Source organism: Pseudomonas sp. GM55, assembly GCF_000282395.1.
GTDB classification, from domain to species: Bacteria; Pseudomonadota; Gammaproteobacteria; order Pseudomonadales; family Pseudomonadaceae; genus Aquipseudomonas; species Aquipseudomonas fluorescens_CC.
Genome location: NZ_AKJJ01000034.1, coordinates 26,723 through 41,382, shown reverse-complemented (window position 1 = coordinate 41,382; position 14,660 = coordinate 26,723). Strand labels below are relative to the sequence as shown.

Here is a 14,660-nt window from a genome sequence, read left to right as displayed (position 1 = left end):
TTATCTCCGGTGTCGTTCAGTCTTTTTTCGGGATCGAAACTCGGCTATCAGTACTTTCGCTTGTTTGATGTCAGTTTTTTGTGTGGACTTGTCACCGCCACCAAAAAGGATGATCAGGTGTTTCCCTTCTTGAACGAGATAGATTCTATAGCCCGGGCCCCAATCTATCCGGTACTCGCCGAGCCCATCGAACCACTTGATGTTTGATGTGTTTCCTAACTCGAGGCGCAGCAGCGCGGTGGATACCTTAAGCGCTGCCTGCGCATTCAAGTTGGAAAACCAGCGACCAAAGGGGCTGGTTTCGTTGTCCTGTACGTATTCTTCGAGTGTGATCACAGGCGGCCCTGACGGTAACAAATAGGTTACTTATCATGCAAGCCAATGATCCTGACCTAATGAACGAAGACCGACAACGCGCCAAGTGTTTCCTCAGGCGTCAGGAACTCCCGATCAACCCCCGATAACACCGGCCGCTTCAAAACAATCACCGGCACCCCCCGCTCACGGGCGACTTCCAGTTTCGGCTCGGTCGCCGTGCTGCCGCTGTTCTTGCTGATCAGCACGTCGATGTTTCGCCGCTCGAACAACTCGCGTTCATCGTCGATCAGGAAGGGGCCTCGGGCGCCGATCACTTCGCAGCGTTCGTTGCCCGGATACACGTCCAGTGCGCGCAGGGTCCAGAATTGCTCCGCGGGAATGTCATCCAGGTGTTGCAGGGGCTCGCGACCGAGGGTGAACAGCGGTCGACGGAAGGGCTTGAGGGCTTCGATCAGTTCGGCCCAATCGGCGACTTCCCGCCAGTCATCACCCGCCTGGGCTTGCCAGGCTGGACGCCTTAGCGCCCAGCAGGGAACGCAGCTCAAGCGTGCGGCGGTCGCGGCGTTCTGGCTGATTTGGGCGGCGTAGGGGTGAGTGGCGTCGAGCAGCAGATCGATCCCTTCATCGCGAATGAATTGCGCCAGGCCCTCGGCACCACCGTAGCCGCCGACGCGAACCTGGCATTGCAGATCGGTCGGCACCCGACCGATCCCGGCCAGGCTGTAGATATGCTGTGGGCCCAGCGTGCGGGCAATGACCATGGCTTCGGTCACGCCGCCGAGCAACAGGATGCGTTTCATTGAAAGGCTCCCGCATGGCCAACGATCCCGCCCTGGCGATCGATGGCAAAGACTTCCACCTGAACCTGCGCCGGCACCACGCTGCGGGCAAACTCCAGGGCGTGCTGACAGACCGCATCTCCCAGGGCTACCCCGGCGGCGGCGGCCATGGCCAGTGCCTGCTGGCTGGTGTTGGCCTCGCGGATGCTCTGCTGCAAGGCCGCATCGGCGCCAACTTGCGCTGCCCATAACGCCAGTTGCGGTAGGTCGATGCTCGAATGACGACTGTGCAGGTCCATATGCCCGGCCGCCAGTTTGCTGATCTTGCCGAAACCACCGCACAGGCTGAGTTTATCCACAGGTACTTTGCGCAGGTGCTTGAGCACGGCGCCCACGAAGTCGCCCATTTCGATCAGGGCGATTTCCGGCAGGTTGTAGACCCTGCGCATGGTGTCTTCGCTGGCGTTGCCGGTGCAGGCGGCGATGTGCAGGTAACCGTTGGTTTTCGCCACGTCGATGCCCTGGTGGATCGAGGCGATGTAGGCCGCGCAGGAAAACGGCCGGACGATGCCACTGGTACCGAGTATCGACAGGCCGCCAAGAATGCCCAGGCGCGGGTTCATGGTTTTCAGTGCCAGTGCTTCGCCGTTCTCGACATTGACCGTGACGTCGAAACCACCGCTGTAGCCGAGTTCGTCGGCCAGTCGGGCCAAGTGCTCGCTGATCATTTTGCGAGGCACCGGATTGATCGCGGGCTCGCCGACACCCAGCACCAGTCCCGGCCGGGTCACGGTGCCGACGCCAAGTCCGGCCTTGAAGCGAGTCCCCGGTTCGGCGCTCAGGCGCACCTGGGAGTACAGCAGGGCTCCGTGGGTCACGTCGGGATCGTCACCGGCATCCTTGAGGGTTCCCGCTTCGGCGCCGTCCTCGGTGAGGCGGCAGAACTCCAGGCGCATCTGCACCTGTTTGCCCTTGGGCAGCACGATTTCCACCGCATCGGTCAATGTGCCATCCAGCAGCAGGCGCGCGGCGGCGAGGCTGGTAGCCGTGGCGCAACTGCCGGTGGTCAGGCCGCTGCGCAGGGGGGCAGGTTGTTCGGCGGTTTCATCACGCATCGAAGGGTTTCGTCACGTCGAGCAAGGTAATCGGCAAGGCCTGGCGCCAGGTGTCGAAGTCGCCGAGCGGTTGTGCCTGGGCGATATGAATGCGGGTCAACTCCCCGCCGTGTTGCTCGCGCCAGGCCATCAGGGTCATTTCACTTTGCAGGGTGACTGCGTTGGCAATCAGCCGGCCCCCGGGTTTGAGTTCGGCCCAACAGGCATCAAGCACGCCTTCGCGGGTGACACCGCCGCCGATGAAAATCGCATCGGGTCGCTCGAGCCCGGCCAAGGCCTGGGGCGCGCTGCCGCGAACCAGCTGCAGACCAGGTACGCCGAGGGCATCGCGGTTGTGTTCGATCAACGATTGGCGGCCCGCATCTGCTTCGATGGCCAGTGCGCGGCAACTGGGGTGAGCGCGCATCCATTCGATGCCGATCGAGCCGCTGCCGGCGCCGACGTCCCACAACAGTTCGCCGGGAGTCGGAGCCAGGCGCGCGAGGGTGATGGCGCGCACATCGCGTTTGGTCAGTTGGCCGTCGTGCCGGAACGCCGAGTCCGGCAGGCCAGCCAGTCGCGACAACCGCAACGTGTTCGGCTCGGCGATGCACTCGATGGCGATCAGGTTCAGGTCGGCGATCGGCGAATGGATCCAGTCGCTGGCGATACCGTCGATGCGTCGTTCGGCGTCGCCTCCCAGATGTTCCAGCACGGTGAGACGGCTAGGGCCGAAGCCACGTTCGCGCAACAGTGCAGCGATGGCGGCGGGGCTGCGGCCGTCGTTGCTCAATACCAGCAAGCGCACGCCGCTGGACAGGTGGGCGTTGAGTGCGGCGACAGGCCGGGCCACCACCGACAGTGTCACCACCTCCTGCAACGGCCAACCCATTCGCGCTGCGGCCAGTGAGCAGGAGGAGGGCGCGGGAAGCGTCAGCATCTCGGCTGCGGGGAGTTGTCGGGCAAGGCTGGCGCCGACGCCGAAGAACATCGGATCGCCACTGGCCAGAACGCAAACGGGTTCGCCACGGTGCGCCAGCAGCGACTCAAGGCAGAAGGGGCTCGGCCACGGCTGGCGCTCGCCGCGTATGCACGGCGGGAGCAAATCCAGGTGCCGCTGGCCGCCGATGATTTTCGCGGCGCGCAACAGCGCATGCCGGGCGTTCTTGCCCAGGCCCTTGAAACCGTCTTCGCCGATGCCTACTACCGTCAGCCAGGGTGTCATGCCGTTCCTCAATCACGCGTTCAACGTTGTTGGGCGGCATGATAGCGCGGGTTCCTTGAGCTGACTGCCTTCTCTTCCCGACCGGAGTCTTTTCATGCAGCGAAGTAAAGCAGGCATAATACCGCGCACTTTCGCCGTGAATCGCCTCGCCACCTGAACGGGTCCGCCTTGAACGAACGTCCGCTGTCCGCTGCCTTACGCCCCTCGGCTTGTCCGGGGTTGCTGCGTATCGTGCCGGCACTGGATGGCGGCATCTGCCGGATCAAGTTGAACGGCGGTTCGATCAGCTGCGTCCAGGCCGAGGCGGTGGCGGCTGCGGCCGAGCGTTTCGCCAGCGGAGCGATCGAGGCGACCAACCGGGCCAACCTGCAGATCCGCGGCGTCGGCAACGAGCAATCGGCGTTGATCGACAGCCTGCTGGCCGCCGATCTGGGACCGCGCACGGCGGCTGGCGACGATGTGCGCAACCTGATGCTCAGCCCCGGCGCCGGGATCGATCGGTGCATGCTGTTCGACACTCGCCCGCTGGCCGGGCAGATCCTCGCCACACTGCAAAGCCACGCGGTTTTTCACGACCTCAGTGCCAAGTTCGCCGTGCTGCTTGATGGCGGTGAAGACCTGGCGATGCTCGAACATCCCCATGACCTGTGGCTCTCCGCGTTTGTGCGAGACGGTGAGCAACGGCTGGCGTTCGGTCTGGCGGGATGCCCGACGGACAGCCCCGCCGGTTCGGTTGCACTCGATGACGGGCACGCGCTGGTGGTCGCGGTCCTTGAGTTGTTCCTTGAACTGGCGCGCCCCGAGCAGACGCGGATGCGCCATTTGCTGACCGAGTGCTCGGTCGAGGCCTTACTGCTTCGGCTGGCTGAGCGAGTGCCGATGCAAGCCGTTGTCGACTGGCAACGGGTTTCGGGCTCAAGTGATTTGCACATCGGCGCCCATCCCCAGGTCGAGTCCGGTGTTGTCTATGTGGGGGCTGTCCCGCCGCTGGGGCGACTCGATCCGGCGATGCTGCGGGGTGTGGCACAACTTGCACGGGAGTTCGGTGATTCCAGTCTGCGCTTCACACCCTGGCAAAGCCTGCTGCTGCCCAATGTCCGCGCGCAAAACGCCGCTGAGGTCATTCGGCAATTGCAATGTCTGGGCTTGCAGTGCGAAGCCGATCAGCCCTTGTCGCGGTTGATCGCCTGCACCGGTTCAAATGGCTGTGGTAAAGGCCTGGCCGAGACCAAGGGCGATGCCCGGCAACTGGCCTCACTGCTGCAGCGTCAGGGTCAAACGCCAAGCGTGCATTTGAGCGGATGCGCGCGTTCCTGCGCCGCCGCGCATACGGCGCCCGTCACCTTGCTGGCCGTCGCCCCCGGTCACTACGATCTCTATTTTCGCGATGCAGTGCAGCCGGGTTTCGGCGCACTGCACGCACGCAACCTTACTATTGAAGCGGTCGCGGCCCTGCTCGACGCCCGCTCACGGAGCCCACTTGATGCTTGATTACATCCGCGACGGTCAGGAGATCTATCGCAACTCCTTCGCGATCATTCGCGCCGAGGCCAACCTCGACCGAATCCCGGCCGATCTGGAGAAACTCGCGGTCCGTGTGATTCACGCCTGCGGCATGGTCGAGGCTATCGACGGTTTGCAGTTTTCCGAAGGGGCGGGCAAGGCCGGGCGTGACGCGCTGGCAGCTGGCGCGCCGATCTTGTGCGATGCGCGGATGGTCTCCGAGGGCGTGACCCGCGCGCGGTTGCCGGCGAACAATCCGGTGATCTGCACCTTGCGCGATGAGAGCGTTCCGGAACTGGCCCGTGAATTGGGCAATACCCGTTCAGCCGCTGCGCTGGAATTGTGGCGTCCGCACCTCGAAGGCAGCGTGGTGGTCATCGGCAACGCCCCGACGGCACTGTTTTATTTGCTGGAAATGCTCGACGCCGGCGCGCCGAAACCGGCGTTGATCCTCGGCTTTCCGGTGGGCTTTGTCGGTGCTGCCGAATCCAAGGCAGCGCTGGCGGCCGACAGCCGTGGCGTGCCTTTTGTCATCATGCAGGGTCGCCTGGGCGGTAGCGCCATGGCCGCCGCCGCTGTCAATGCCCTCGCCACGGAGATCGAATGATGCAGCAACCTGGACGTTTGATCGGCCTCGGCGTCGGTCCCGGTGATCCGGAACTGATTACCGTCAAGGCTCTGCGTTTGCTGCGCGAGTCGCCTGTAGTGGCGTACTTTGTCGCCAAGGGCAAGAAGGGCAATGCCTTCGGCATCATCGAAGCGCACCTGCAAGATGCCCAGAACCTGTTGCCACTGGTGTACCCGGTGACCACCGAAGCCTTGCCGGCTCCTTTGTCCTACGAGCAAGTGATCAGTGACTTCTACGATGACGCTGCCGCAGAACTGGCCACGCATCTCGACGCGGGCCGTGACGTGGCGGTGATCTGCGAGGGCGATCCGTTCTTCTACGGCTCCTACATGTACTTGCACGACCGGCTCGCCCAGCGTTATCAGGCTGAAGTCGTGCCCGGTGTGTGCTCGATGCTCGGCGGTGCCTCGGTGCTCGGTGCACCACTGGTGTATCGCAATCAGAGCCTGTCGGTGTTGTCCGGTGTGCTGCCGCACGACGAACTCAAGCGCCGCCTGGCCGATGCCGATGCGGCGGTGATCATGAAACTGGGCCGCAACTTTCCCAAGGTCCGCCAGGTGCTGGAAGAGCTCGGTCTGGCCGAGCGTGCGCTGTACGTTGAACGCGCGACCATGGCCAATCAGAAGATCGTGCCGCTGGATCAGGTCGAGCCGATGTCCTCGCCGTACTTCTCGTTGATCATCGTTCCCGGTGAAAGGTGGCAAGGCTGATGACTCGTCCAGTTCCGGCGATTGTCATACTTGGCAATGGCAGCCTCGCTACCGCACGCAGCATTCAGCAGGTGTACCCCGACGCAGTGATCCACGGCCTGGCCGAACGGGTCGACGGCGCGGATCGGGTCTATCACGAATTTGGCGCGACCCTGCGCGAGCTCTACCAACAGGGCACACCGATCATTGCCCTGTGCGCGGCCGGGATCGTGATTCGCACGCTGGCGCCCCTGTTGCTGGAAAAGGGCGCCGAACCACCGGTACTGGCGGTGGCCGAAGACGGCAGCGCCGTGGTTCCACTGCTGGGTGGTCTCGGCGGGGTGAATGTGATGGCTCGGGAGATTGCCGCCGGGCTTGAAGTCGCTGCTGCGATCACCACCAGCGGCGAATTGCGTTTTGGCACGTGCCTGCTCAACCCGCCCAGCGGTTATGCCCTTGGCGATCTGGAACTGGGCAAGCGTTTCGTTTCCGATTTGCTCGCGGGGGAAACGGTGCGCATTGAGGGTGAGGCCCCGTGGCTGGCGCAGGCGCAGTTGCCCGAAGATGCCCAGGCCCGATTGGCGGTGCATGTCAGTCATGCCGAACGGACACCCGCGGCCAATGAGCTGTTGATCTATCCGCGCAATGTGGTGGTCGCAGTGGATGCTGGCCTGGTGAACGTCGCGGGGGCTGTGCGCCAGGCATTGCATCGGGCCAAAATTGCCTTGCAGTCGTTGGCTTGCCTGTTGGTCGCCGACACAGAAATGGCCAGTCCCGGGTTGCGCGAAGCGGCGCTTGAATTGGGTGTGCCGCTGCGTTTCGCCAGCGCCAGGGGGAATCTCGGCGAGTGCCTGCGCTTGGCGATCGGCGAGCCTGTCAGCCTCCATGGCGACGATACGCTGACCATCGCGGTTGCCGGTCAACCGCTGGATCCGTTGCAGGTTGGCCGGCCTCGTGGACGCCTGGCCGTGATCGGTCTGGGGCCGGGTGCCGCGGAACTGATGGTGCCGGCCGTGAAGGCGGAACTGGCCCGCGCAACCGACGTGCTGGGTTACGAAACCTACGTGCGCATGGCTGGGCCGTTTCGCGCCGATCAGGTGCTGCATTGCACCGACAACCGCGAAGAGATGCAACGCGCCCGACACGCTTTCGAACTGGCCGCCCAAGGGCGTTCGGTAGTGGTGGTTTCTTCAGGGGATCCGGGGGTTTTTGCCATGGCTGCGGCGGTGCTGGAAGCGCTGCATGAATCCACCGATGCCCACTGGCATAATGTTGATCTCGAGATTCTGCCGGGGGTTTCGGCCTCGCTGGCGACAGCCGCCCAGGCCGGTGCACCACTGGGCCATGACTTCTGTGTGCTGTCGCTGTCGGATAACCTCAAGCCATGGGCAATCATCGAGAAACGGCTGGACCTGGCCGCTCAAGCCGATCTGGCCCTGGCGTTCTACAACCCGATTTCTCGTTCGCGGCCATGGCAACTGGGCCAGGCGCTTGAAATCGTCGCCCGGCACCGTGTGCCTGAGACTCCTGTGGTGTTGGGCCGGGACATCGGGCGCCCGGGGCAAACACTGCGGATCACCACCCTTGGCCAATTGACCCCGGATCAGGTCGACATGCGCACCATGGTGTTGATCGGTTCATCCCTGACCTGCGTTTTTCCACGTGCTGGAGGAGGAGAGTGGGTCTACACACCACGCTGGTACGGCGAGAAGCCATTGACCTGATTTTTCAGGTGGAGTACGGGCTTTTCAGCCGTGCTCCACCGCGATCAAGTGTCAGGGCGCCAGATAGCCTTTCACGCCGGTAAAGATGATCTGTGCCGCAAGCGCGCAAACAAACAGCCCCATCAAGCGGCTGACAATCTGCAAGCCCTGATCGCCGAGTATGCGTTCAATGCGGCTCGACAGATAAAGCACCACCCCCACGGTGAAGCTGGCCAGGGCAATACTGACAATGGCGGTGAGCTTGTCGTCCCAGTGCGGCTGGCTCACGCCCATCACCAGCAAGGCACCGATGGTGCCGGGGCCGACGGTCAGCGGAATGGTCAGCGGGACGATGGTCACATCCTGCTGCACGTTGTCGGTCTGTACCGCCGATTTGCCTTGTGCCATTCCGAGTGCCGAAATGAACAGTACGCTGCCTGCGCCGATGCGGAAGGCGTCCACGGTAATGCCGAAAACACTGAAAATCACTCGGCCGAACAAGTACAGCAGCACACTGGAGACCAGTGTGGCGACCGCTACTTTCCAGGCCAGCCGACGCTGTTCCTTGCGCGAATAACCACGGGTCAGGCTGATGAAGCAGGACAATACGAAGAATGGGCTGTAGAGCACCAGCATCTTCAGGTAAACGCTGAACAACACATGGAGCATGGTGCCGGGCTCACTGGCGAGGGAAGTCGAGGGGGAGTCTATCAGGGGTTGCGCAGTCTGTCGGCTCAGGACGTTTGGGTCGTTGCGCGATTGTGCTGGTCACGCTGGGCGACCCAGTGCTCGATCAGTTCGCGCAGCTGCGACAGTTCGACCGGTTTGGCCATGTGCCCATCCATGCCGGCCTGTCGCGCACGCTCTTTGTGTTCGGCCAGGATATGGGCGGTCAATGCCACCACGGGGGTACGGACGCGCTGGTTGCCGACTTCCCAGGCACGCAATTGCTGGGTGGCCGAGAAGCCGTCGAGGATCGGCATTTCGCAGTCCATCAGGACCAGGTCGTAACGCTGGGCTTTCATCGCCTGCAGGGCTTCTTCGCCGTTGCAAGCGGTATCCGGTTGCAGATTGAGCTTGTTCAGCATGCCGCGGATCACCTTGGTCGAGATGCTGTTGTCTTCGGCCACCAGAATGCGGAAGTCGCAGGGGACCTTGACCGGCAGGGCAGGGCCGTTTGGCAGTGGCTGCGTGATAACCAGGCCTTTGTTGCGTTGGGACAGTTCATCGGCCAGGGTGGTCTTGAGGGTGTAGCCGGCCACCGGCTTGGCGAGGATGCGCTTGATCCCGGAGTTGCGCGCAATGATCTTGCTCGGCGCATTGCTGATGCCGGTGAGCATGATCAGCAGGATGTCATGGTTCAGGCTCGGGTCTTCCTTGATCTTGGCCGCCAGTTGCATGCCGGTCATGCCGGGCATGTTCTGGTCCAGCAGGACCACATCGAAGTAATCGCGCAAATGAGCCTTGGTGCGCAACAGTGCCAGCGCTTCCTTGCCGGAAGGCGCGGCGCTGACGTTCAGGCCCCAGGCGCTGCATTGTTGCACCAGCACCTTGCGACAGGTGTCGTTGTCGTCCACCACCAATACCCGTGCACCCTGCAACGGGCCGTCGAGGTCTGAGGTTGGGTGTTCGAGGCGATCCGGGTCCAGCGGCAGGGTCAGCCACAGGGTGCTGCCCTGGTTGCTGCCACTCTTGATTCCAAATTCCCCTTGCATCAAGCGAATCAGTTGCCGGGCAATCACCAGACCCAGGTTGCCACCCAGGTGGGTGGCCGAAAGGAAATGCCGGCTATGCAGTTCGGCGTGCATCAGGGCGTCGCGCTCTTCGGCATCCATGGGCTCGCCGCTGTCCTGCACGGCAATACGCAGGCGCGGTTTGGCGCTGCGCTCGTCGAGCGCCACGACGATCAGGATTTCGCCTTCGTCGGTTTTTTTCAGGGCGTTTTCCAACAGGCTCAACAGGGTCTGGCGCAGTCGCGTCGGGTCACCGCTGATCACCCGCGGCACTTGTGGCTGGATGAAGCTGATCAACTCGACGTTTTGCTGCTCGGCCTTGGCGCGGAAGATGCTCAGGCAGTCTTCGATCAGTGCGTTGAGGTCGAACTGCACGTCGTCCAGTTCGATCTGCCCGGACTCGAGTTTGGAAATGTCGAGAATTTCGTTGATCAGTGTCAGCAACTCGTTGCCGGCGCTGTGGATCGTCTGCACATAGTCGCGTTGCTTGACCGAAAGCGGTGTGCCCAGCAGCAGTTCGGTCATACCGAGGACGCCGTTCATCGGGGTACGGATCTCATGGCTGATCTTCGCCAGGAATTCGGCCTTGGCGTTGATTTCGGCGTTGCTGGCCGCCAGGTCGCGACTGATGCTGAAACGGTCTTCTGTAATGCGGCGCTGGCGCTCGCTCAACGCAATGCTCATCAGCAGGCCGCTGATACAGATGAACGCCAGCAATGTGGTGATCAGGCCATGGGGTTCGATCAGGGTCAGCCCCAGCAGCGCGGGCAGGATGACCAGTGCCCCGAGATTGAACACCACCATGGCCGCCACGAAGAGGCGAGCCGGGCGATAACCTTTTTGCCAGTGATAGGCGCTGATGAACAGCATGGTCAGGCCTGCCAGGGCAACCAGGCCGTAGGTTATGAAGTTCAGTGGCAAGGTATTGACGAACAGCAGCATCAGGCCGCAGGCGGTGATGAGCAGGACCTCGCCCAGCAGCAACCGATTCAGCGGGTGCGGCCCGAGCGGGGAGAAAAAGCGATAGGCAAGCATCAGACCGCAGGGCGCAGTCAGTAGCAGTGCCAGGTAAGCCCCCGGCGTTTGCAGTGCATGCCAGTCGGGTAGCCAGGGGCCGGCGAGGTTCAGCAACAGCAGCAGGCTGAGCATCAACAGCCCTTCGCACGCCGCCAGCCAGAGGGCACTGCGCGAGCGGGTGTAGGCGTAGCGGATGAGATTGTGCAGGATCAACATGACGATGCAACCGAACAGCAGGCCATAGATCAGCGTCTGGTTCTGGTTGGCAGCTGCGATGATCGCCGATTGCAGGGTGATATAGGGCCGTAACTGGTGGTCGGAGGCCAGTCGCAGGTATACATCGAGGGGGTTGTCGCTTTGCGGCAGGGCCAGCATGAAGTCGCTGCTGGGCAATGGCCGCTCGGATTGGGGCTGTTCGTTGCCCGTGCTGGATTGATCGATCAGCTTGTCGCCGTCCAGTACGTACATGTTGAACTGGTGCAGGTCAGGCGCGAACACCCGCAGCAACTGTTCGTGTTTGCCCGGTGCCAGCCTGAATCGCAACCATAACGCGCCATCGGGTTCGGCCGCGGTAATGCGGTCGAGTTCGATAGGGCTGAATTGATTGGTGTAGCGTGCGGAGCGGATGTCGCTCAGTTGCAGGTCGCCCTGTTCGTCGAGCAATACCGCCCAGCCACTGCCTTGCACGGCTTGGGCCGGTAGCATGCAGAGCAAGGTCAGCAACGTGACGGTTAAGCTTATGGCAATCCTGAGCCAGCGCACGGCGAAATCCCTTCGTTAGGTTGATGCCAGAATATAACGATGCGCGGCGCCGGAATAGCCAGGCAATAAACCGTGTTCATTGCCTGGCGCGGTATTTACCTTATTCCTGGTTCTCGCCACGCTCGCGGGCAATGGCGCGGTAGCCAATGTCCTTGCGATAGAAGCAGCCTTCCCAGTCAATCGCTGCCGCCAGCTTGTAGGCCTGCTGTTGTGCGGCGTCGACGCTGGCACCCATGGCTGTGGCGCACAATACACGACCACCGGCCGTCACTACCTGACCATCCTTGAGCGCAGTGCCGGCGTGGAAAACCTTGCCTTCCAGTGCAGAGGCTGCATCCAGCCCCTTGATGGCTGCGCCTTTGGCGTAGTCACCAGGATAGCCGCCAGCGGCCAGGACGATGCCGACGCTCGGGCGTGGATCCCATTGTGCTTCTACTTTATCCAGCGCCTGGGCCAAGGCGGCTTCGACCAGCAGTACCAGGCTCGACTGCAGGCGCAGCATCACCGGTTGGGTCTCAGGGTCGCCGAAACGGCAGTTGAATTCGATGACTTTTGGGTTACCAGCCTTGTCGATCATCAGACCGGCGTACAGGAAGCCAGTGTAGACGTTGCCTTCCTCGGCCATGCCGCGCACGGTCGGCCAGATCACCAGGTCCATGACGCGCTTGTGCACCTCTGCGGTGACCACTGGCGCCGGGGAGTAAGCACCCATGCCGCCGGTGTTTGGACCGGTGTCGCCGTCGCCGACGCGTTTGTGGTCTTGGCTGGTGGCCATCGGCAGCACGTTCTTGCCGTCGACCATGACGATGAAGCTGGCTTCTTCGCCGTCCAGGAACTCTTCGATGACCACGCGCGAACCCGCATCGCCAAAGGCATTGCCCGCCAGCATGTCGCGCACGGCGTCTTCGGCTTCGGCCAGGGTCATGGCGACGATCACGCCTTTACCGGCGGCCAGGCCGTCGGCCTTGATCACGATCGGAGCGCCTTTTTCACGCAGGTAAGCGAGGGCCGGCTCGATTTCGGTGAAGTTCTGGTAGTCGGCAGTCGGGATCTTGTGGCGAGCCAGGAAATCCTTGGTGAAGGCTTTCGAACCTTCCAGTTGCGCAGCGCCAGCGGTCGGACCGAAGCAGTCGAGGCCGCGGCTGCGGAACAGATCCACAACACCGGCAACCAGCGGCACTTCAGGGCCGACGATGGTCAGGGAAACGTTTTTCTCGGCAAAGTCTGCCAGTTGCTCAAGCGCCAGTACGTCGATGGCGACGTTCTCACACTTGGCTTCGATGGCGGTACCGGCGTTGCCCGGAGCCACGAACACCTTCTGCACGCGCGGATCCTGAGCCACTTTCCAGGCCAGGGCGTGTTCACGGCCACCGCTGCCAATGATCAAAACATTCATTTCAAAAACCTCGGATGACGCAAATTCGGGGAAGCATCCTGCTGAATGCTCTTGTAGGAGCTGGCTTGCCAGCGAAAGGAGCGCCGCGGTGTGTCTGACGGGGCCCCTTCGCCGGCAAGCCGGCTCCTACAGTGGACGTGTGCTTAGTGACGGAAGTGGCGCATGCCAGTAAAGACCATTGCGATACCGGCTTCGTCGGCAGCAGCAATCACTTCTGCGTCACGCATCGAGCCGCCTGGCTGGATCACAGCAGTCACGCCCGCCTTGGCCGCATTGTCCAGGCCGTCGCGGAACGGGAAGAAGGCGTCGGAAGCCATCACCGAGCCCGCTACCTGCAAGCCAGCATGTTCAGCCTTGATCGCAGCAATACGCGCGGAGTTCACGCGGCTCATCTGGCCAGCGCCGACACCGATGGTCTGGCGATTCTTGGCGTAGACAATGGCGTTGGACTTCACGTACTTGGCGACTTTCCAGGCGAAGATCAGGTCGTTGATTTCCTGCTCGCTCGGTGCGCGTTTGGTCACGACCTTGAGGTCATCGGCGCCGATCATGCCGATGTCGCGGCTTTGTACCAGCAGGCCACCGTTGACGCGCTTGTAGTCCCACGCTGCCGCGCGGTCAGCCGACCACTCACCGCAGGCCAGCAGGCGTACGTTGGCTTTGGCAGCGACAATGGCGCGGGCTTCTTCGCTGACCGAAGGCGCGATGATCACTTCGACGAACTGACGTTCGACGATCGCCTTGGCGGTCTCGGCATCCAGTTCACGGTTGAAGGCGATGATGCCGCCGAAAGCGGACTCGGTGTCGGTGGCGTAGGCCAGGTCGTAGGCCTTGCGGATGCCGCCTTCGGCGTCCGGGCTGACCGCCACGCCGCACGGGTTGGCGTGCTTGACGATCACGCAAGCCGGCTTGACGAAGCTCTTCACGCATTCCAGCGCGGCGTCGGTGTCGGCCACGTTGTTGTACGACAGTTCCTTGCCTTGCAGTTGGGTCGCGGTGGCGATGCCGACTTCGGCAGGCTTGGCTTCAACGTAGAACGCCGCGCTCTGGTGCGGGTTCTCGCCGTAGCGCATTTCCTGAGCCTTGATGAACTGGCTGTTGAAGGTGCGCGGGAATTCGCTGCGACCTTCTGTGCTCAGAGTGTCAGCAGCCTGGTTCACGGTGCCCATGTAGTTGGCGATCATGCCGTCGTAGGCGGCGGTGTGTTCGAAGGCCTTGAGCATCAGGTCGAAACGCTGGGCATAGGTCAGGCCGCCGGCCTTGAGGTTTTCCAGGACGCTGGCGTAATCGCTGGCATTGACCACGATGGCCACGTCCTTGTGGTTCTTGGCGGCGGAACGGACCATGGTCGGGCCGCCGATGTCGATGTTCTCGATCGCCGTCGGCAGGTCGCAGCCTGGCTTGCTGATGGTGGCTTCGAACGGGTACAGGTTGACTGCTACCAGGTCGATCGGCTTGATGCCGTGCTCGTTCATGATGGCGTCGTCGATACCGCGACGACCGAGGATCCCGCCGTGGATTTTCGGGTGCAGGGTCTTCACCCGGCCGTCCATCATTTCCGCAAAACCGGTGTAATCAGCGACTTCCACTGCGGCAACGCCGTTGTCCTGCAGCAGCTTGAACGTTCCGCCGGTGGAGAGGATCTCGACGCCCAGGGCTTCAAGCTCCTTGGCGAATTCGAGGATCCCGGTCTTGTCGGAAACGCTGATCAAGGCGCGGCGGATCGGCAGGCGGGTAGTCTGGTCGGTCATCTCAATTTCCATCAAAAGCAAAGGAAGTCAGCAAAAAAGGCGACCGGTTTTACGCGGGCGCC

Annotated in this window: 12 protein-coding genes; 4 read left to right on the top strand and 8 right to left on the bottom strand. The window is 62.4% G+C overall.

What is annotated here, in order from left to right:
- Genes PMI31_RS05745 through PMI31_RS05730 form a run of 4 tightly spaced genes read right to left on the bottom strand, consistent with a single transcriptional unit; the run spans window position 1 to window position 3,416 of the window.
- On the bottom strand, window positions 1-336 hold the full coding sequence (locus PMI31_RS05745; protein ID WP_008016807.1) for a type II toxin-antitoxin system RelE/ParE family toxin: 336 nt from the start codon (window positions 334-336) through the stop codon (window positions 1-3).
- Between the two features lie 56 nt (window positions 337-392).
- The gene (locus PMI31_RS05740; protein WP_008016806.1) at window positions 393-1,118 is read right to left on the bottom strand and encodes a cobalt-precorrin-6A reductase; all 726 of its coding nucleotides are present in this window, start codon (window positions 1,116-1,118) and stop codon (window positions 393-395) included.
- Complete coding sequence (locus PMI31_RS05735; RefSeq protein WP_008016804.1) at window positions 1,115-2,212, bottom strand: cobalt-precorrin-5B (C(1))-methyltransferase; 1,098 nt, start codon at window positions 2,210-2,212, stop codon at window positions 1,115-1,117. The genes PMI31_RS05740 and PMI31_RS05735 overlap by 4 nt, the downstream gene beginning before the upstream one ends.
- Complete coding sequence (locus PMI31_RS05730; RefSeq protein ID WP_008016802.1) at window positions 2,205-3,416, bottom strand: bifunctional cobalt-precorrin-7 (C(5))-methyltransferase/cobalt-precorrin-6B (C(15))-methyltransferase; 1,212 nt, start codon at window positions 3,414-3,416, stop codon at window positions 2,205-2,207. The genes PMI31_RS05735 and PMI31_RS05730 overlap by 8 nt, the downstream gene beginning before the upstream one ends.
- Window positions 3,417-3,584: 168 nt before the next feature.
- On the opposite strand from PMI31_RS05730, the gene cobG reads away from it, so the two are divergent.
- From cobG to cobJ, 4 genes are read left to right on the top strand one after another with little or no spacing between them, the layout of a single operon-like run.
- Window positions 3,585-4,907: a precorrin-3B synthase gene (cobG, locus tag PMI31_RS05725; protein ID WP_008016801.1), complete on the top strand. Its 1,323-nt coding sequence runs from the start codon at window positions 3,585-3,587 to the stop codon at window positions 4,905-4,907.
- Window positions 4,900-5,526, top strand: a complete 627-nt coding sequence (locus PMI31_RS05720) for a precorrin-8X methylmutase (RefSeq protein ID WP_007979603.1) — start codon at window positions 4,900-4,902, stop codon at window positions 5,524-5,526. Before cobG ends, PMI31_RS05720 begins: the two co-directional genes overlap by 8 nt.
- Window positions 5,526-6,257 carry a precorrin-2 C(20)-methyltransferase gene (locus PMI31_RS05715; RefSeq protein WP_043302239.1) on the top strand — a complete coding sequence of 244 codons (732 nt, stop codon included), beginning with the start codon at window positions 5,526-5,528 and terminating at the stop codon, window positions 6,255-6,257. Before PMI31_RS05720 ends, PMI31_RS05715 begins: the two co-directional genes overlap by 1 nt.
- Complete coding sequence (gene cobJ / locus PMI31_RS05710; protein WP_008016799.1) at window positions 6,257-7,960, top strand: precorrin-3B C(17)-methyltransferase; 1,704 nt, start codon at window positions 6,257-6,259, stop codon at window positions 7,958-7,960. The genes PMI31_RS05715 and cobJ overlap by 1 nt, the downstream gene beginning before the upstream one ends.
- A gap of 51 nt (window positions 7,961-8,011) precedes the next feature.
- Here cobJ and PMI31_RS05705 read toward each other — a convergent pair whose 3' ends face one another.
- From PMI31_RS05705 to purH, 4 genes are all read right to left on the bottom strand, one after another.
- On the bottom strand, window positions 8,012-8,608 hold the full coding sequence (locus PMI31_RS05705) for a MarC family protein (protein WP_008016797.1): 597 nt from the start codon (window positions 8,606-8,608) through the stop codon (window positions 8,012-8,014).
- A 65-nt stretch (window positions 8,609-8,673) separates the two neighbouring features.
- Window positions 8,674-11,451, bottom strand: a complete 2,778-nt coding sequence (locus tag PMI31_RS05700; protein WP_008016796.1) for a hybrid sensor histidine kinase/response regulator — start codon at window positions 11,449-11,451, stop codon at window positions 8,674-8,676.
- A 100-nt stretch (window positions 11,452-11,551) separates the two neighbouring features.
- On the bottom strand, window positions 11,552-12,847 hold the full coding sequence (gene purD, locus PMI31_RS05695) for a phosphoribosylamine--glycine ligase (protein ID WP_008016794.1): 1,296 nt from the start codon (window positions 12,845-12,847) through the stop codon (window positions 11,552-11,554).
- Between the two features lie 143 nt (window positions 12,848-12,990).
- Window positions 12,991-14,598 carry a bifunctional phosphoribosylaminoimidazolecarboxamide formyltransferase/IMP cyclohydrolase gene (gene purH / locus PMI31_RS05690; protein WP_008016793.1) on the bottom strand — a complete coding sequence of 536 codons (1,608 nt, stop codon included), beginning with the start codon at window positions 14,596-14,598 and terminating at the stop codon, window positions 12,991-12,993.
- Between the last annotated feature and the right edge of the window lie 62 nt (window positions 14,599-14,660).